A 17,132-nucleotide genomic window follows, 5' to 3' on the forward strand; every position below is an offset into this window, starting at 1 on the left:
GCTGCGCGCGCGTCCCCGGCCCGGGCCCGGGCACGACCGTACGGTCCCGGACCCGAGCCCGGCCGGCCTCGGCCGCTACCGGGCGGGGAACAGGCACAGGCCCGGAGGCTCCTGGGACGTCCCGAGACGGCGTGCGGTGGGCCGGTGCCGGGCGGCTCGCGACCGCGAGGTGGAACCCGGACCGCCGCGATCGCCTCTTGCTGGCCGAAGGGGGGATGGACATGACGAAGACAGCGGTGTCCGTGACCGGTCGGCTGGTGGTGGCGGGGCTCCTGTGCGCCGCCCTGGCGGCGTGCGGGACCACACGGGCGGGACAGGCCGCGCCACCCGCGGGCGTACCCACGCTCGCAACGGCGGAGTGCGATCTCGACGTGCCGACGGACGAGGAGACGGGCGGGTACGCGGGTCCGCCGACGGATGAGGAGACGGGCGGGTACGCGGGTCCGCCGACGGATGAGGAGACGGGCGGGTACGCGGGTCCGCCCACGGACGAGGAGACCGGCGGGTATGCCGGTCCGCCCACCGATCAGGAGACCGGTGCCTACGTGGGCCCGCCGACCGACGGTCAGATGGCCAACGGTGGTGGCCCCTGCGGCCCGGCGGACTGGTTCGACATGACCCGCGACTTCACCGCCTACTACGTGAAGCACCAGGCCGACGACGGGTGCGCGGACTCCGAGGTGATCAAGGAGGTCCGCGTCCGCAAGGTACGCACGGTCGGCGAGGCGAGGATCACCTTCACCACCAAGGAAGTGGGCAAGGGGCGGGGCGATGCCGCACGCGCGATCGCCAAGGTGTTCGCCGCCTGGCGGCACGAGGTCTACGGGGACACGGGCACGGCGACGCTCCAGACCTCGACGGGGCCGCGGCTGAACGTCACCGAGCCCTGGTGACCCCGGGCCACCGCGCGTCCCAGAGCGCGCAGTGGTGCTCCGCCCGGGCGTCCACCGTACGGATCCCGCCCGCCCCCGGCGCCAGCGACAGCACCGAGGCCGAAGTCCGGTCGCGCGGCCACCGAGGTGCTCCCGGCGCCGCAGGAACGCCCGTGCGGGCGAATCCGGTCCAGTAGCCGGTCATCCGGTCCGCGAGCTGCCGCTGCGGTCCGGTCAGCGGCGCGATCGTGAACAGATAGGGCAGTTCGAAGCCGTGGGCCGCGCCGTACGGCAGGTCCGCCGGCTCCGGCTGCCCCGTGAAATTCGGCGCGCCCCGGTCGCCGAACCGGTACGCGTACACCGGCACGTGCCGGCCCAGCGCCGTGCCGTCCCGCAGCGTCGGGCAGGCGAACGACGCATCGGTCAGTACGGTGGCCCACGCCACCGCCGGGGTCGCGAAGGCGGACACCGGATAGCCGGCCTCCACCGCACGGGCGGTCGGCGCGTCGAAGGACAGCTCCAGCCGGGCCCGGTAGGCGGCCTCGTCGGGGATCGGATACGCCGCCAGGGTCTGCGCGAGGAAGAGGCGCATCTCGTCCTGGGTGCTGCCCTGGAGGACCGGCACCCGGTGGAACCGGCCGGCCTCCAGCGCCCGCCGGGGCTCCGTCGGCAGCACGCTGTTTCCGTAGGAGACCAGCGAGAAGCGCTGCATCAGGTCGGCGGTCGCCAGCACGTCGGTGTCCAGTCCGCGCAGGCAGTCCAGCACCGCGCCGGGCCGGTCGCAGCCGAGCCGGGCCGCCGCCAGGGCGCCGTCCGCGACCGTGCGCCGCTCCGGCACGAAGGGCTCGTACGTGCCGAGGCCGGGCAGCAGGGACCACGGCGGCGCCGTGGTCGAGCACGATCCGCTCTGCACGATCGCCCGGTGGAACAGGCCCGCCGAAGCCGGGGAGGTGAGGTGCGCGCAGACGCTGAGGGCCCCCGCCGATTCGCCGAAGACGGTGACGTTGTCCGCGTCCGCGCCGAAGCGCGCCGCGTTCGCCCGCACCCAGCGCAGCGCCGCCCGCTGGTCCGCGAGGGCGAAACCGGGCGCCCCGCCGAGCTCCGGATGGCCGAACAGGCCGAAGACGCCGAGCCGGTAGTTCACGGTCACGACCACGACGCCGCCCTGCGTGGCCAGCCGGTCGGGCCGGTACGCGTCGCCCGCGCCGCTGAAGAAGCCGCCGCCGTGGAACCAGACCATGACGGGCCGCCCCCGACCGCCCCCGCTCCCGCTCCCCCTCCCGGCGGTGGCCCGGCCCGCCGGAGCGGTGACGTTGAGGTACAGGCAGTCCTCCGAGCCGCTCGGCCCGCCGGGCCAACTCGCGGGCAGCTGCACACAGCGCGAACCGGGCGCCCCGGCATCGCGTACGCCCTCCCAGCGCGGCGCCGGCTCCGGCAGCCGCCAGCGCAGCGGACCGGTCGGGGGAGCGGCGAAGGGGATCCCCTCGAAAGTGTCGTACGCGCCGTGCCCGAGGCCCCGCACCGGACCCCGGTCGGTGTCCACGACGGGCCGGTCCGGACCGGGCGCGGCGCCCAGCAGGAGCAACACGACGGGCAGCAGCAGGGCCCACCGGCGACGGAACTGGCGAAAGTCGGTCACGGCCGACGCCCTTTCCCCTTCGGGCCCCGGGTGGAGACCCCCGTTTGCCCGCCCCGAATGGCGCAGTGAGCGGAAGTGACACTCAATGTAACAAAGCGTGCGCTTCCCATGACGCACGATGACCGGCGCGCGATTGCGTAGACCCGCGCGTCGGCGAACGGAGCTTTCCATGAATGACCCCATCACCCTCGCGGCGAAACAGTACGAAGACCGCCACGGGACCCCCGACCCCATCGCACCGGACGAGCCGAGCACGCCGCCCATGCGGACCCTGCTGGAGACGGCGGCCACCTGCCGTCCGGTCGAGGAGGTCACCGCACTCGTGAGCCTCCTCAAGGAGGGCGGCCCGCTGCCCGACGCCGGACACGACGCGCTGCGCACGGCCGCCGTGACCCGACCGGTGCAGGACGTACGACGGATGGTCGCCCTCCTGGGCGAGTCGCCGCACGAGGTGGCCGAGGCGGATCTCACGCTGCGCGCCGCCGCCGTCGGACGGTCCATCGAGGACGTCGCCCTGCTGGTGACCATCCTCGGCAAGGAGGACGCGGCCGAGGCGGAGCGCCGGGGCCGCGCCGGGCCCGCAGGTCCGGCCGACCCGTACGCCGCCCCGTCCGGCCCGCAAGCGGAGCCCTCCGCCGAGCCGTGCGCGGAGCCCTTTGAGGAGAGGTACGAGGAGCCGTACGAGCCGCAGCCGCGCTACCCGGAGCTGTCCGACGCCCCGTACCAGGAGCCGCCCCGGCGCACCGCTCCCGTGGACCCGCCCGCCGCGTCCCGCGCGCGGGCGCTGCGGCGCGTCCTGCGCTGGCCCGTGGCGATCGCCCTGCTGGTCAGCGGAGCCCTGCACCTGCCGAACGACCTGACGGCCCTGCAGTACGCGGCCCCCGTCGACTACCTGCCCCTCCTCGTCACCGTGCTCTGCCTGGTGAGCGGCGCGCTGGTGGCGCTCCGCGACACCACGGCCGTGTGGCGGGCGGGCGCGGCCACCGCTCTCGGCGTGGTCGCCCTGCACGTGCTGGGCGGATCGCTGCGGTACGACCCGCTGGCGGGCGCGGTGGGCGGCACCCTGGCCTGGGCCGGTGTCACCGTCGTGCTGTGCGCGGCGTTCGGTGCGGTCCTCGCCGGCCTGGCCCTCAGGAACCGCCGGGAGCCCTCGGCCTGACCCGCCGCAGGCTCCACCGCAGCGGCACCCCGCGCCCCGTGCGCGGGGTGCCGCTCCGTTCGCGGTCGGGCGCGGTCCTCCGCTGCCGGTCGCCGCCGTTCGCCGCCGTTCGCGGTCGGCGCGGTCACGCGAGCAGGTTCACCGCCCGGGTGAACACGCGGGGGAGCCGGGCGGCCAGCGGGACGATCCGTGGGGCGAGCCGCGGCTGGTGACGGGCCCACAGCAGGGACGCGGTGAGCGTGCGGTAGCTGCGCGACAGGTCCCGCCAGGCCTGCTCGTAGGCCTGCGGACGACCCGCCCGGACGCACCGCACCAGCTCGCCCGCCGCCGTCACGGCCAGGGTGAGTCCCTCACCGGTCAGCGCGTCCACGTACCCGGCCGCGTCCCCCACGAACAGCACGCGCCCCGCCACCCGTACGCGGGCCCCCTGGCGCAGCGGCCCGGCCCCGCGCACCGGCGTTCCCGCCGCCGCGGCCAGGCGCGCCGACAGCACCGGGAAGCGGGCCAGCTGTACGTCGAACGGGGCCTGATCGGACGTCAGGACGGCCACGCCGATCCGGTCGGGCGCCAGCGGGGTGACGTACGCCTCGCACCGCGCCGACCAGTGCACCTCGACGAGGTCGCTCCACGGTTCGACGGCGTAGTGGCGCCGCAGCCCGTAGCGTGCCGGGCGGCGGGGCGCGGGCGGCGCCGACAGGCCGAGTCCGCGCCGGACGGGGGAGTGCAGGCCGTCCGCGGCCACCAGGTAGCGGGCGGTGAGCCCGGCCGCGCCGACCTGGTGGACGTCCTGGCGCACCTGGTCGACGCGCCCGGGGAGCACCCGTACGCCGAGCTGCGCGGCGCGCTCGGCCAGGGCGGCCTGCAGTTCCGTGCGCCGCGCGCCGAGCCCCGGGCCGGACCGGAAGAGCCCTTCGGCGCGGCGGCCGCTCACGCCGTCCACGTAGCGGATGCCGCGGAACGGCTGCCCGGCCACGGTGACGCCCAGCTCCCGGAGGCGGCGAACGCCGCCCGGCATCAGGCCCTCCCCGCAGGCCTTGTCGATGGGGGTGGGCCTCGGCTCCACGACCACGACCTCCATGCCGGCGAGCGCGCCGTGGATGGCGGTGGCCAGTCCGGCCGGGCCGCCGCCCGCGATCAGCAGGTCGATCACGAGGCGGCGCCGGCCGAGTGGACGGAGGCGGGCGCCCGCAGCCGGCCGCCGTCGGTCAGGGCGGCGTCCTCGCAGCCGATCCGTACGCGCAGCAGCACCAGGTTGAGCACGGTGAAGCCGAGCGCCGTCATCCACGCGCCGTGCACCAGCGGCAGCGCGACCCCCTCCGCGACCACGGCCACGTAGTTGGGGTGGCGCAGCAGCCGGTACGGTCCCGCTTCCACCAGTGGCAGCCCGGGAACGACCAGCACCCGGGTGTTCCAGCGCTTCCCGAGGGTGGCGATGCACCACCAGCGAAGGCCCTGGGCGGCCACGGCACAGGCGAGGGCCGACCAGCCGAGCAGGGGGACGAACGGCCGTCCGGTCACCCAGGGTTCCACCACGCAGCCCACGAGCAGCGCGGTGTGCAGGGCGACCATGGCCGGGTAGTGGCCGCGGCCGTACTCGCGGCCGCCGCGGGCCAGGCTCCACGCGGTGTGGCGGCGGGCCGTGATCAGCTCGGCGAGCCGCTCGGCGGCGACGAGCCCGATCAGCAGCAGGTACGGGGTCAGGGAGGTGGGGGCGGTCATGGCGGGGATCGAGATCATCGGGCTCACCAGCGCAGGAGGACGAGTTCGGAGGCGAAGCCCGGACCGAAGGCGAGCATCAGCCCGACCGATCCGGGCGGGGGCGGTCCCGCGCTCTGGACGCCGTCCAGGATGTGCAGGACCGAGGCGGAGGAGAGGTTGCCCACGGCCGCGAGCGAGCGCCGGCTCGCCGCGAAGGCCGATTCCGGCAGCGCGAGGGCGTCCGAGAGCGTGTCGAGGATCTTCGGGCCGCCGGGATGGCAGATCCACGCGTCGACGTCCGCGGGCTTGAGGTCGTGCGCGGCCAGGAAGGACTCGACCTCCTCGGCCACGTGCAGCCTGACCAGGTCCGGGAGTTCGCGGCCCAGCACCATGCGCATCCCCCAGTGGCCGATGTCCCAGCCGAGGAGGTGCTCGGTGTTCGGGTACAGGCGGCTGCGGGCGGCCACCACCTCGGGTCCGGCGCCGGTGGCGTGCAGGGGGTGGTCGCGGCCCACCGCCACCAGGGCGCCCGCGCCGTCGCCGAACAGGGCTCCGGCCACCAGGTTCGCCATCGAGGCGTCGGTGGACTGCAGGGTGAGCGAACAGAGCTCGGTGGACAGCAGCAGGGCCGCGTGGCCGCTGCGGCCCGTCAGATGGTCGTGGACATGGCCCACTCCGGCGGCGCCGGCCGCGCAGCCGAGGCCGAAGAGCGGTACCCGCCGTACGTCGGGACGCAGGCCCGCGCGGGTGGCGAGACGGGCCTCCAGCGAGGGCGTCGCGAGCCCGGTCACCGTGGTCGACATGACCAGATCGACCTCCTGGGCCGCCAGGCCGGCGTCGGAGAGGGCGAGTTCGAGGGCCTGGGTGCCGAGCTCCAGAGCCGTCTCGATGAAGAGGGCGTTCGTCGCGCCGAAGTCGTTCCCCGGACCGTACCGCTCCAGCGGCAGCGCGAGATGTCGGCCGTCCACGCGCACCGAGCCGTGGACGCGGCGCAGCAGGGCGGTGTCGGAGCCCGGTGGAAGGAAGCGGGCGAGCGCTTCCGTGATCTCGGACTGGGGGTGGCGATGAGGCGGGAACACGCTGCGCACTGCCAGAACACGTGTCATTCGTTCACCATAGAAAATAACTGACACATCGTTATGAATCAGGCGAACCGGGCGCGGCGCCGCGTAGCGTGTCGCCGTGCCCGCGCGAACCACGAAGACCCGCGAGAACACCGCAGTCACCGGGACCGCAGCGCGCGGCCCCGGCCCCGGCGTCGTACGCGGCCTGGCCGCCGCGTGCCACCCGCTGCCCGCGGCCGCCGTGACCCTCTTCGCCGCCGCCCTGACGGCCGCCGCGGGGCAGGGCCCGGCGCGGGCGGCCGTCACCGTGGGCGCGGTGGCCGCCGGACAGCTGTCGGTGGGCTGGTGCAACGACCGGGCCGACCTGCGGCGCGACCTGGCCACGGGCCGACAGGACAAACCGCTCGTCGCCGGCCGGGTCACGGCCGCGGCCGTGACCCGGGCGGCGGCCGTCTCGCTGCTGCTCTGCGTCCCGCTGTCCCTGGCCTGCGGACCGCTCGCCGGCACCGCACACCTCGTCGGCGTGGCGGCCGCCTGGGCCTACAACCTCCGGCTGAAGAGCACGGCCGCCTCCTGGCTCCCGTACGCCCTGGCCTTCGGCCTGCTGCCCGCCTTCGTCACCCTGGGCCTGCCCGGCGCCCCCTGGCCGCCCCCCTGGCTCACGGCCGCCGCGGCCCTCCTCGGCGCGGGCGCGCACTTCGCCAACGTGCTGCCCGACATCGAGGACGACCTCGCCACCGGAGTGACGGGGCTGCCGCAGCGGCTGGGCCTGCGGTTCTCTGCCGCCCTCGCCGGGCTGCTCGTCCTCGGCTCGACCGCCACCCTGGTCGTCGGACCACCGGGGCGGGTGACGGCGTACGGCTGGACGCTGCTCGCCGCGACCGCGACGGCGCTGCTCCTCGCGGCCCGCAGGCCCGCCGGAAGGCTCCCGTTCCTGGCCACGATGGCGGTGGCCGGAGCCGACGTCATCCTGCTGGTCGTCGAACTCCGCCCGTGAGCCACCGTCCTTCCGGCGGGACCTCGGAGAGAATGGGGCCATGGAGCCAGCCGCAGCGCAGCGGTCCGCCGAAGCGGCGTGGTCGCGGCACGCGTGGGGTGAGGTGTTCGCGATCCTCTCGGAGGCCGACCGGCAGCACCCGCTCGATCCCGAGGATCTGGAGCGGCTCGCCCTCGCCGCGCACCTGACCGGCCGGAACACCGAGAGCGACGACCTGTGGACGCGCGCTCACCATGCGTGGCTGACCCGCGGTGACGTCCCGCGCGCCGTCCACTGCGTGTTCTGGCTCGGGCTCGACCTGGTGCTGAGCGGGGAGTGGTCCCGCTGTGCCGGCTGGACCGCGCGGGCCCGGCGGCTGCTCGACGACGGGCACCCGGACACCGTCGAGGAGGGCTACCTGCTGGCACTGGAGGCGCTACGCGGCTACTTCGCCGGGGACACGGAGCACACCCTGGCCGTCTCCGAACGAGCCCTGGCCCTCGCGAGGCGGTTCGCGGACCCCGACCTCACGAACTTCGCCCTGGTCTGCATCGGAGAGACCCTGATCAGGCTCGGCCGCGCCCAGGAGGGCATCCGCCTCCTCGACGAGGCCATGGTCGGGGTGACGGCGGGCGAGGTGTCCCCGATCGTGTCCGGACTGGCGTACTGCGCGGTGATCGCGGCCTGCCACGACGCCTTCGATCTGCGCCGGGCCCGGGAATGGACGGCCGAGCTGTCCCGCTGGTGCGCCGCGCAGCAGGAACTGGTGCCCTACCGGGGCATCTGTCTGGCCCACCGCGTCGAGGTCATGCGGCTGCACGGGGACTGGGACGACGCCCTGGACGAGGCGGACCGTGCCTGCCGGTGGCTGCGGTCGACGCCGACGGCCGGCTCCGCCGACGCCGCGTACTACCAGCTCGGCGAGCTCCACCGGCTGCGCGGCGAAACCGCACGCGCGCAGGAGGCGTACCGCGAGGCCAGCAGGCTCGGGCACAGTGCACAGCCGGGACTCGCGCTGTCCCTGCTCGCGGCCGGGGACACGGGAGCGGCCGCCCGCTCGATCCGCACCGCGCTCGACGCGTCCGCCGACGGGGGCGCGCGCTGCCGGATCCTCCCGGCGTACGTGGAGGTCATGCTGGCGGCGGGCGAGCCGGAGGAGGCCCGCGCCGCGGCGGAGGAGCTGGCCGTGACGGCCGAGACCGTCGCCTCCCCGCTGCTGAGCGCCATCGGCGGACAGGCACGGGGTGCCGTCCTCCTGGCGTCCGGCGACGCGCGTGGCGCCCGGGCCGTGCTCGGCCACGCGGTGGCGACGTTCCGGGACCTGGACGCACCGTACGAGGCCGCGCGGACCCGCCTGCTCATCGGGCTGTCCTGCCGGGAGAGCGGCGACGACATCACCGCACGGCTGGAGATCGAGGCCGCCACGGCCGTCTTCCGCGAGCTGGGGGCCGTACCGGACCTGCTCCGCGCCGAGGAGCTCGTGCTCAAGGCCGCGAACAGGGCGGCCGGCCTGCTCACGGTCCGGGAGCGGGAGGTACTGCGGCACGTCGCGGTGGGGAAGTCGAACCGGGCCGTCGCGGACGACCTGTTCCTGAGCGAGAAGACGGTCGCCCGGCACATCAGCAACATCTTCACCAAGCTCGGGGTGTCCTCGCGCTCGGCGGCGACGGCGTACGCACACCGGCACGGCCTGGTCTGACCATCTCCCGCACCTGCTCGTGGGCACAATGGCCCACACCCGGGAGGGGAGGTTCTGCCGACGCGGACGACCCGGTCCGCCGCCTAGCGTGTGGACCGTACGAACCCGATGCGGTGCTCGCGCACCCTCCGGGACCGACCGACGGTGGGTGACGTCATGTCGAACCAGATCTACGACGCCGTGGTCGTCGGCGCACGGTGCGCCGGCGCACCCACGGCGATGCTGCTCGCCCGTAAGGGCTACCGGGTGCTCCTGGCCGACCGGGCCTCATTCCCGAGCGATACGGTCTCCACCCACCTCGTCCACCCGCCGGGCCTCGCCGCCCTGGACCGCTGGGGGCTGTTGCCCCAGGTCATCGCGAGCGGCTGCCCGCCGATCGCCACCTACTCGTTCGACTTCGGGCCCTTCACGATCGAAGGGTCGCCGGCGGGCTGTGGGTTCGCCGCCGCGTACGCGCCGCGTCGTACGGTCCTGGACAAGATCCTCGTCGACGCCGCCGACCGGGCGGGCGTCGAGGTGCGGGAGGGATTCACCGTCGAGGAACTCGTCGTCGAGGGCGATGCGGTCACGGGGATCAGGGGCCACGGGGCGGGCGGGAAGCGCGTCACGGAGTACGCCCGCGTCGTCGTCGGCGCGGACGGGGCCCACTCCCTGGTGGCGCGCTCCGTCGGTGCGGCCGCCTATGAGGAGAAGCCGAAACTCCAGTGCAGTTACTACGCGTACTGGACGGGCCTGCCGATGGACGGCCGCTTCGAGACCTACGTCCGGCCGGACCGTGCCTTCGCCGCCTGGCCCACCAACGACGGCCTGACCGTGGTGATCTGCGGGGTGCCGATGCGCGATTTCCGGGCCAACCGGGCGGACGTCGAGGCCGGTTACCTGGCCACCCTGGCTCTGGTTCCGTCTTTCGCCGAGCGGGTCGCGTCGGCCCGCCGCGTGGACCGCCTCGTCGGTACGGCGGTTCCGAACTTCCTGCGCCGGCCGTACGGTCCGGGCTGGGCGCTCGTCGGCGACGCGGGGTACCTCAAGGATTTCATCACGGCCCAGGGCATCCAGGACGCCTTCCGCGACGCGGAACTGTGCGTGCGGGCCCTCGACCGGACGTTCACCGGCGGCCGGACCTTCGACGCGGCCATGAAGGAGTACCAGGAGAGCCGGGACGGGCAGGTCCTGCCGATGTACGAGTTCACCACCGAGCTCGCCACCCTGGATCCGCCGCCACCGGAGATGCTCCGGGTGCTCGGCGCCGTGTCGCGCAGCGGCCCGGCCATGGACGGCTTCGCCAGGGTGGCGGCGGGCGTCACCTCGCCCGCGGACTTCTTCGCGCCCGAGAGGATCGGAGCGCTGCTCGTGTGAGGACACCGGCCGGTGCCGGTGGTCACGGGCAGCCGGGTCCGGTGCCCGGGTGGACACAGGCGTCGTTGCCGGGGCCGCCGTCCGGCGTCGCCCTGGCGGAATCCGGCGTGCGGACCTCATGGGGCGCGTCGGGTGCGGGTCCAGGCCAGGAGCGCGTCCGCCGGCCAGGTGTTGATGACGCGCCCGGCCGGAACCGTGCACTCCACGGCCCTCTCGCAGCCGACGATCTGCCAGTCCAGCTGGCCCGGGGCGTGCGCGTCCGTGTCGATCGCGAAGAAGGTGCCGGCCGCCACGGCGAGGCGCAGCAGCCGCCGGGGCGGGTCCAGCCGCTCGGGCCGGCTGTTGATCTCCACGGCGGTGCCGCTCTGCGCGCAGGCCGCGAAGACCGCCTCCGCGTCGAACCGCGACTCCGGCCGGGTCCGGCCGGTGACCAGTCGTCCCGTGCAGTGGCCCAGGACGTCCATCAGCGGGTTGCGCACGGCCGCCAGCAGCCGCCGGGTCATCGCCGGCGAGTCCATCCGCAGCTTCGAATGCACCGAGCCGACGACCAGGTCGAGCCGTTCCAGCAGCTCCGGCTCCTGGTCCAGGGCCCCGTCGTCGAGGATGTCGCACTCGATTCCGGTGAGCAGCCGGAAAGGTGCCCAGGTGGCGTTGAGCTCGGCCACCACCCGCAGCTGCTCGCGCAGCCGCTCGGGGGAGAGCCCCCGCGCCACCGTCAGGCGTGGCGAGTGGTCGGTCAGCACGGCCCACTCATGGCCCAGCGCGGCCGCCGCCCGCCCCATCGCCTCGATCGGACTGCCGCCGTCGGACCAGTCGGAGTGCACATGGCAGTCCCCGCGGAGGGCCGCCCGCATCGCGGTGGCGGCGGGCGTGGCCGGCGGCCCTTCGGGGAGCGCGGCGATCTCGTCCTCCAGCGCCTGCAGATAGGCCGGGACGGCGCCGCCGAGTGCCTCCCGTACGACCTGGGCCGTTTTGGGGCCGATGCCCTTCACGGCCTCCAGGGAACCGGCGGCGACCCGCTCGGCCGCCTCGCTCTCGCCCATCCGCGTCACCGCGGCCGCCGCGGACCGGAAGGCGCGTACCCGGTAGGTGGGGGCCTGCGCACGCTCCAGCAGGAAGGCGATCCGGTCCAGCGCCGCAACCGGGTCCATCGCGTACCTCCTGCCCGCTGCCCCCACCGCCCCGCCACCCGCCTTCCGGACCCAGTGTCCGGTGCGGGAGGCCGCTACGCCTCTCCGGCCTCCCGGGGCACGGCGGCGTCGAGGGCGGCGGTGAGGCGGTTCAGCCGGGCCTGGAGGTCGAGGACCTCGGTGAGCTCGAAACCGGTCGCGGCCGCGATCCGCCGGGGCACCTCCACCGCGCGGACGCGCAGCGCGGCGCCCTCCTCGGTCAGGTGGGCGTGCACGGACCGCTCGTCCTCGGTGCTGCGCTCGCGGCGGACCAGTCCGGCCGCCTCCAGCCGCTTGAGCAGCGGGGACAGCGTTCCGGAGTCAAGCCGCAGGTGCTGCCCGATCTCCTTGACCGGCATCTCGCCGTGCTCCCACAGCACCAGCATCACCAGGTACTGGGGGTAGGTGAGCCCCAGGTCCTTGAGGACGACGCGGTAGAGGCCGCCGAAGGCGCGGCTCGCCGCGTTCAGCGCGAAGCAGATCTGGCCGTCGAGGCGCAGGAAGTCCTGGTCGGCATGGGTCGCGGTGGGCTGCTCGGTCATGACGCCCAGTGTACCCGGGACAGACTTGCGAGGCATTGAATTGTGCACAACTGAATTGTGTGCTCTAGTAGTGGAGCGCGGCCGACCACCGGCCGCCGCCACGGTTCATTTCTGCGAGAGGACCTCTCATGGACGCGCTCTACACCGCTGTCGCCACCGCCAACGGCCGCGAGGGCCGCGCCGTCAGCTCCGACGGCCAGATCGACCTCGCCCTGGCCATGCCCCCGGCGCTGGGCGGCAACGGGCAGGGCACCAACCCCGAGCAGCTCTTCGCCGCCGGCTACGCCGCCTGCTTCGCCAGCGCGCTCGGCCTGGTCGGCCGCCAGGCCAAGGTGGACACCAGCGAGGCCTCGGTCACCGCGGAGGTCTCCATCATCAAGGAGGGCGCCGGCTTCGGCCTGCGCGCCACCCTGCGCGTCGAGCTCCCGGACTCCCTGGCCGGCGAGACGGGCGCCCTGCTGGTCAAGCAGGCCCACGAGGTCTGCCCGTACTCCCGCGCCACCCGCGGCAACATCGACGTGGACCTCGTGATCGAGTAAAGATGCCGGACACCTGGCGGGCGGCCACCATGGAAGGGCATTCACTTCCCCGGGGGCCGCACGCCAGGAGGCGTCAGTGGCGCACACCTACGCAACGGACGTCCTGGTCGTCGGCGCCGGCCCGGTCGGGCTGACCGCCGCCGCAGAGCTCCGCAGACGGCGTGTCACCTGCCGGATCGTCGACCGGCTGCCGGCCGGGCTGCCGTTCGCGAAAGCCGTGGGCATCCAGCCGCGCACGCTGGAGGTGTGGGACCGCATGGGGGTGGTCCGCGCCGCACTGGAGGCGGCCGTCCCGATGCGGGGGCAGTTCCTCTACGTCAACGGCGTCGAGAAGGCCCGCACCGAGCTCTCCGTCCCGCCCGAGGTGCCCTACGGATTCGCGGCGCTGCCGCAGTACGAGACCGAGCGCATCCTGGACGAGTTCCTGGGCCGCTTCGGAACGAGCGTCGAACGAGGCACCGAACTCGTGTCGTTCACCCAGGACGCCGACGGGGTGACCTGCCGGCTGCACACCCCGTCCGGGGCGGAGGAAGAGCTGCGCACCCGGTACCTGGTGGGCTGCGACGGCGCGCACAGCATCGTCCGCAAAGGGCTCGGCCTCACTTTCGAAGGCGGGGCCTTCGCCGAGGAGTACATGCTCGCCGACGTACGCGTCGACTGGGACCTGCCGCCCGGGTACAACCTGCGCGCCATGCACCTCAACGACGACCGGGCGGTCGACGACGTGCTCGTCTGCATCCCGCTGCCCGGCCGGGGCCGGTACCGGATGTCGATGATGGTGCCGCCCGAACTCTCCACCGCACGGCAGGACGCGGCCGCATCCGACGGCATCACGCATGGCCTGCAGAACGTCCGGGGCCCCGCACTGGCCGACATCCAGGCCGTCCTGGACCGGCTCTCACCGCAGCCGACCACCGCCTTCGACATCCGCTGGACCTCGGTGTTCCGCATCAGCCACCGGATCGTGGACCACTACGGCGACGGCCGGGTCTTCGTCGCCGGGGACGCGGCCCACATCCACCCGCCGACCGGCGCCCAGGGCATGAACACCGGCATCCAGGACGCCTGGAACCTGGCCTGGAAGCTCGCCCTGGCCTGCGCGGGCGCGGCCCACCCCGGCCTGCTCGCCGGCTACGACGCCGAGCGCCGGCCCGTCGGCGAGGAAGTCGTCGGCCGCACCGTACGGCACGCCGTCGAGGGAATGGAGAACGACCCCGACGACCCGGCCACGGTGATGATGCGCGAGGCCCAACTCCTCGTCGGCTACCGGGGAAGCCCGACCGTGGACCCGGCCGGCGAGGGCCGGGGCCCCCGGCCCGGCGACCGGGCACCCGACTGCGCGGGCCTCACCGGGCCCGGCACCGCCTACCCGCTGCGCCTGTACGACGTCCTGCGCGAGCGGGACCACGTACTGCTGCTCTACGGAGCCGCGTTCGGGCCCGGGTCCGCGACCGGCTCGGGCCTCGACGCACTCGTCCGGACGGCCCGGGAATCCTCGGGCGGCCGGATGGAGGTCTGCCTGGTGCTCGCGGCGGAGGCCGCCGCCGGCGCCGACGCGCATGCCATCGTCGAGGCCGACGGCACGACCCTGCCGGTCTACGCCGACACCCGGGGCGAGTTCGCCCGGCTCTACGCGGCCGAGGAGCCCACGGCCTTCGTGATCCGCCCGGACGGATACCTCGGCGCCCGGCTCCCGCTCTCCCCGCCCGACCCGCGTCCGCTGGCCGCCCACCTCGCGGCCGTCTTCGCCGCGCCCCCGCCGAACTGATCCGTCAGGCCCGGGCGGCCTCGCGGCGCTGCCGCTTGCCCAGCGGGGCCAGCGACATGTCCTGGGCCTGGGACCTCAGCTGCTTGAAGCCGTACCCGCGCTCGTCCAGCCAGCTCTCCGCCGCCAGTTCCGCCCGGGCCGTCGCGTCGAGGATGTCCTCCTCGGCCTCACCCGTGTCCACGAAGCGGAAGGTGAAGAAGGGGCGAGCCGCGAGGTCGTACGTGAGATGCCCCTCGGCGGTGAACTCCGCGCGCAGCATGTCGTGCTCGGGCGCGGCGGCGAGCAGCTCGGCCGTCTGCTCGTCGGTCAGACCGTCGAACGAGCCGCGGACGGTGATACGGAAGGTACGGGTAGCACTCATCCCCGGAGCCTAGATCGGGCACCGCGTCCCCTGCATCCGGATATCCGCCGGTCCGCCCCGCCCGCCACCCCGCGGACGGCCGCACAGGGCCGCGCAGGGCCGCGTACACCGCACGGACACCCCGAAAGCCCCGGCCGGGAGCCCGTTTTGGATTGCCGGACGATCCTCAATACGATCCGGCGATGATCACAAGAAAACGGCTTGCGGTCGGGGCGTGCGGCCTGCTCGCCGCCCTGGCCGTCGGGCTCTTCCCGGCGAGCGCCACCGCCGCCGACGAACCGACGGCGAAGGAACCCCCCAAGGTCGACCTCGTCCTCGACGTGAGCGGCTCCATGCGGGCCAACGACATCGACGGACAGACCCGCATGGCCGCGGCCAAGCAGGCCTTCAACGAGGTCATCGACGCGGTCCCGGCCGAGGTGCGCCTCGGCATACGGACCCTGGGGGCCAACTACCCGGGGGACGACCGGGCCCTCGGCTGCAAGGACACCAAGCAGCTCTACGCGGTCGGCCCCCTCGACCGGACCGAGGCGAAGACCGCGGTGGCGACCCTCGCCCCCACCGGCTGGACGCCGATCGGACCGGCCCTGCTCGGCGCGGCCCAGGACCTGGAGGGCGGCAACGGCTCCAAGCGGATCGTGCTCATCACGGACGGCGAGGACACCTGCGCCCCGCTCGACCCGTGCGAAGTGGCGCGCGACATCGCCGCCAAGGGCATCCACCTGGTCATCGACACCCTCGGCCTGGTACCGGACGCCAAGACCCGGGCCCAGCTGACCTGCATCGCCGAGGCCACCGGCGGCACCTACACCTCGGTGCAGCACAAGGCGGACCTCTCCAGCAGAGTGAAACAACTCGTCGACCGGGCCGCTGACCCGATCGTCAACCCGGTGGCGACCGAGGGCGCGAAGCAGTGCGAGGGCGCCCCGCAGCTGAAGGCCGGCCTCTACAGCGACCGCGAGACCTTCGGCGAACACCGCTGGTACCGGGTCGACGTCCTTCCGGGGCAGGAACTGCGCGCCTCGGTCAGCATCGGCGCCGACCGCGCCGTCAACAACGACTACGGCGTCCTGCTGCGCGCCACCACCGTCCACGGGCGCGAGATCGTGCGCGGCTCGGAGGCGGGTGACGGGCGTACCGACGTCCTCTCGACCGGCCTGCGCTACCCGAAGGCCGAGATCGACGGCCAGGACTCGGACGCCAAGCCCGTGCCGGAGACCGTCTGCCTCCAGGTCAGCAACTCCTTCTCCGCTCCCGCCTCCGTCAAGACGACCCCGGGCATGCCCGTCGAGCTGACCATCGACCTGGTGGACGGACCCGACGAGGCCTCCGACGTCGCCGCGTTCGGCCTCGGCCGGGGCTGGTGGCTGCTGGCCGTGCTGGCGCTCGCCGGGCTGCTGGCCGGTCTGGTGTGGGGATGGATCTCCCGCTGGCGCATCTCCGTCTGGAGGACCAACTGATGCGTAGAGTAGGCACACTGACCGCGTCCCTGCTGGCCGCGGCCGCCGCCCTCACGGTGGCGGGTACGGCCGTGGGTACGGCCGTCGCGGACACGCCCTCGCCGAGCGCCAGCGCCAGCGCGAGCCCGGGCGGTGGCAAGGCCGAATCCGCCCCGACCGAGGCCGGCACCAGCTTCCGCACCGCAGCGGCGTTCCGCCCGGGCCAGAAGGCCACGGCCGGCGCGTCCAGCGGCGACTACCTCTACTGGGTCGTGCCGATCGACGCGCAGCAGCGCGCCACGGTGAAGGCCGCCGTCACCCTGCCCGATGCGGCGTCCCGGCACGGCGCCACGACCTGGCAGCTCGACGTGTACGACGGACTGCGCCGCCGGCAGGCCTGCACCTACGGCACGCAGACCGCGGCCGCGGCGAAGGAAGCCGCCACGGTCGAACTGTCCTGCACCCTGCGCACCGTACGCGCCGGCGCCGAGCCGTGGGCCAACGATCCGCTGCCGGGCAGCTACTACGTACGCCTGACGGTCGTCGACCAGCCGGACGAGGACAAGGGCCTGCCGGTGCGCGCGGCCGTCGAGGCCGAGGTGAAGGAGACCGGCGGCGTCCAGGCGGTGGACGGCGCCCTCTCCACCCCGCTGGTCGCGGGCACCGTGACCGCGACCCTGCGCGAGCCGGAAGACGGCTGGTCGGGCGGCTGGTGGACGGACCGCTGGATCTGGACCGCCGCGGGCGGCGTGCTGGCCGCCCTCGCGGGCATCCTCGGGTACTCCCTGACGCGCGGTACGGGCCGCCCGTCCAGGATCCCGCCGGGCGCCTGAAAAACGGGGAGGCCGTGG

Annotated in this window: 16 protein-coding genes; 9 read left to right on the forward strand and 7 right to left on the reverse strand. The window is 74.4% G+C overall.

All coding sequences use genetic code 11. The annotated features are described in order from the left end of the window. Positions 1-221 precede the first annotated feature (221 nt). Complete coding sequence (locus tag ACFY0D_RS22970; RefSeq protein ID WP_390799928.1) at positions 222-893, forward strand: hypothetical protein; 672 nt, start codon at positions 222-224, stop codon at positions 891-893. On the opposite strand, the gene ACFY0D_RS22975 is transcribed toward ACFY0D_RS22970, so the two are convergent. Further along, positions 877-2,511, reverse strand: coding sequence for a carboxylesterase/lipase family protein (locus ACFY0D_RS22975; RefSeq protein ID WP_390799929.1), 1,635 nt, complete (start codon positions 2,509-2,511; stop codon positions 877-879). The two genes, ACFY0D_RS22970 and ACFY0D_RS22975, sit on opposite strands and share 17 nt — an antisense overlap. 169 nt (positions 2,512-2,680) lie before the next feature. Here ACFY0D_RS22975 and ACFY0D_RS22980 point away from each other — a divergent pair, with 169 nt between their 5' ends. After that, the gene (locus tag ACFY0D_RS22980) at positions 2,681-3,670 is read left to right on the forward strand and encodes a hypothetical protein (protein ID WP_390799930.1); all 990 of its coding nucleotides are present in this window, start codon (positions 2,681-2,683) and stop codon (positions 3,668-3,670) included. Between the two features lie 124 nt (positions 3,671-3,794). Here the strand turns inward: ACFY0D_RS22980 and ACFY0D_RS22985 are convergent, their stop codons facing one another. Genes ACFY0D_RS22985 through ACFY0D_RS22995 form a run of 3 tightly spaced genes read right to left on the reverse strand, consistent with a single transcriptional unit; the run spans position 3,795 to position 6,474 of the window. Beyond that, a complete protein-coding gene (locus tag ACFY0D_RS22985; protein ID WP_390799931.1) occupies positions 3,795-4,820 on the reverse strand; it encodes an NAD(P)/FAD-dependent oxidoreductase in 1,026 nt (341 codons plus the stop codon). Next, a complete protein-coding gene (locus ACFY0D_RS22990; protein WP_390799932.1) occupies positions 4,817-5,407 on the reverse strand; it encodes an isoprenylcysteine carboxyl methyltransferase family protein in 591 nt (196 codons plus the stop codon). Before ACFY0D_RS22990 ends, ACFY0D_RS22985 begins: the two co-directional genes overlap by 4 nt. Positions 5,408-5,412: 5 nt before the next feature. Then, positions 5,413-6,474, reverse strand: coding sequence for a type III polyketide synthase (locus tag ACFY0D_RS22995; RefSeq protein WP_390799933.1), 1,062 nt, complete (start codon positions 6,472-6,474; stop codon positions 5,413-5,415). 76 nt (positions 6,475-6,550) lie between these two features. Between ACFY0D_RS22995 and ACFY0D_RS23000 the strand changes: the two genes are divergently transcribed. From ACFY0D_RS23000 to ACFY0D_RS23010, 3 genes are all read left to right on the forward strand, one after another. After that, on the forward strand, positions 6,551-7,429 hold the full coding sequence (locus ACFY0D_RS23000; protein WP_390799934.1) for a UbiA family prenyltransferase: 879 nt from the start codon (positions 6,551-6,553) through the stop codon (positions 7,427-7,429). A gap of 40 nt (positions 7,430-7,469) precedes the next feature. Beyond that, entirely contained in the window at positions 7,470-9,107 is a 1,638-nt protein-coding gene (locus ACFY0D_RS23005) for a LuxR C-terminal-related transcriptional regulator (protein WP_390799935.1), read from the forward strand. 156 nt (positions 9,108-9,263) lie between these two features. Further along, the gene (locus ACFY0D_RS23010; protein WP_390799936.1) at positions 9,264-10,463 is read left to right on the forward strand and encodes an NAD(P)/FAD-dependent oxidoreductase; all 1,200 of its coding nucleotides are present in this window, start codon (positions 9,264-9,266) and stop codon (positions 10,461-10,463) included. Positions 10,464-10,579: 116 nt separating this feature from the next. Here the strand turns inward: ACFY0D_RS23010 and ACFY0D_RS23015 are convergent, their stop codons facing one another. Continuing rightward, positions 10,580-11,614 (reverse strand): PHP domain-containing protein, encoded by a 1,035-nt coding sequence (locus ACFY0D_RS23015; RefSeq protein ID WP_390799937.1) that lies wholly within the window; start codon positions 11,612-11,614, stop codon positions 10,580-10,582. 74 nt (positions 11,615-11,688) lie between these two features. Beyond that, a complete protein-coding gene (locus ACFY0D_RS23020) occupies positions 11,689-12,174 on the reverse strand; it encodes a MarR family winged helix-turn-helix transcriptional regulator (RefSeq protein WP_030771000.1) in 486 nt (161 codons plus the stop codon). 128 nt (positions 12,175-12,302) lie between these two features. On the opposite strand from ACFY0D_RS23020, the gene ACFY0D_RS23025 reads away from it, so the two are divergent. Together ACFY0D_RS23025 and ACFY0D_RS23030 are read left to right on the forward strand one after the other, a co-directional pair. Continuing rightward, complete coding sequence (locus ACFY0D_RS23025) at positions 12,303-12,713, forward strand: organic hydroperoxide resistance protein (protein WP_351157374.1); 411 nt, start codon at positions 12,303-12,305, stop codon at positions 12,711-12,713. A 76-nt stretch (positions 12,714-12,789) separates the two neighbouring features. Beyond that, positions 12,790-14,481 (forward strand): FAD-dependent monooxygenase, encoded by a 1,692-nt coding sequence (locus tag ACFY0D_RS23030; protein ID WP_390799938.1) that lies wholly within the window; start codon positions 12,790-12,792, stop codon positions 14,479-14,481. A 4-nt stretch (positions 14,482-14,485) separates the two neighbouring features. On the opposite strand, the gene ACFY0D_RS23035 is transcribed toward ACFY0D_RS23030, so the two are convergent. Next, positions 14,486-14,842 (reverse strand): DUF6204 family protein, encoded by a 357-nt coding sequence (locus ACFY0D_RS23035; RefSeq protein ID WP_390799939.1) that lies wholly within the window; start codon positions 14,840-14,842, stop codon positions 14,486-14,488. Positions 14,843-15,024: 182 nt separating this feature from the next. Here ACFY0D_RS23035 and ACFY0D_RS23040 point away from each other — a divergent pair, with 182 nt between their 5' ends. Further along, positions 15,025-16,302, forward strand: a complete 1,278-nt coding sequence (locus ACFY0D_RS23040; protein WP_390799940.1) for a VWA domain-containing protein — start codon at positions 15,025-15,027, stop codon at positions 16,300-16,302. Further along, entirely contained in the window at positions 16,302-17,114 is an 813-nt protein-coding gene (locus ACFY0D_RS23045) for a hypothetical protein (RefSeq protein ID WP_390799941.1), read from the forward strand. Before ACFY0D_RS23040 ends, ACFY0D_RS23045 begins: the two co-directional genes overlap by 1 nt. Positions 17,115-17,132 lie beyond the last annotated feature (18 nt).

Source organism: Streptomyces sp. NPDC001502, assembly GCF_042894785.1.
Classification (GTDB): Bacteria; Actinomycetota; Actinomycetes; order Streptomycetales; family Streptomycetaceae; genus Streptomyces; species Streptomyces kutzneri.

Excerpts from the sequence above, each read along its gene's own strand:
- ACFY0D_RS22970 (WP_390799928.1), top strand. The coding sequence starts at position 222 with ATGACGAAGACAGCGGTGTCCGTGACCGGTCGGCTGGTGGTGGCGGGG.
- ACFY0D_RS23045 (WP_390799941.1), top strand. The coding sequence starts at position 16,302 with ATGCGTAGAGTAGGCACACTGACCGCGTCCCTGCTGGCCGCGGCCGCC.
- ACFY0D_RS22980 (WP_390799930.1), top strand. The coding sequence starts at position 2,681 with ATGAATGACCCCATCACCCTCGCGGCGAAACAGTACGAAGACCGCCAC.
- ACFY0D_RS23010 (WP_390799936.1), top strand. The coding sequence starts at position 9,264 with ATGTCGAACCAGATCTACGACGCCGTGGTCGTCGGCGCACGGTGCGCC.
- ACFY0D_RS22995 (WP_390799933.1), bottom strand. The coding sequence starts at position 6,474 with ATGACACGTGTTCTGGCAGTGCGCAGCGTGTTCCCGCCTCATCGCCAC.
- ACFY0D_RS23025 (WP_351157374.1), top strand. The coding sequence starts at position 12,303 with ATGGACGCGCTCTACACCGCTGTCGCCACCGCCAACGGCCGCGAGGGC.
- ACFY0D_RS23005 (WP_390799935.1), top strand. The coding sequence starts at position 7,470 with ATGGAGCCAGCCGCAGCGCAGCGGTCCGCCGAAGCGGCGTGGTCGCGG.
- ACFY0D_RS23020 (WP_030771000.1), bottom strand. The coding sequence starts at position 12,174 with ATGACCGAGCAGCCCACCGCGACCCATGCCGACCAGGACTTCCTGCGC.
- ACFY0D_RS22990 (WP_390799932.1), bottom strand. The coding sequence starts at position 5,407 with ATGATCTCGATCCCCGCCATGACCGCCCCCACCTCCCTGACCCCGTAC.
- ACFY0D_RS23035 (WP_390799939.1), bottom strand. The coding sequence starts at position 14,842 with ATGAGTGCTACCCGTACCTTCCGTATCACCGTCCGCGGCTCGTTCGAC.
- ACFY0D_RS23040 (WP_390799940.1), top strand. The coding sequence starts at position 15,025 with ATGATCACAAGAAAACGGCTTGCGGTCGGGGCGTGCGGCCTGCTCGCC.
- ACFY0D_RS23015 (WP_390799937.1), bottom strand. The coding sequence starts at position 11,614 with ATGGACCCGGTTGCGGCGCTGGACCGGATCGCCTTCCTGCTGGAGCGT.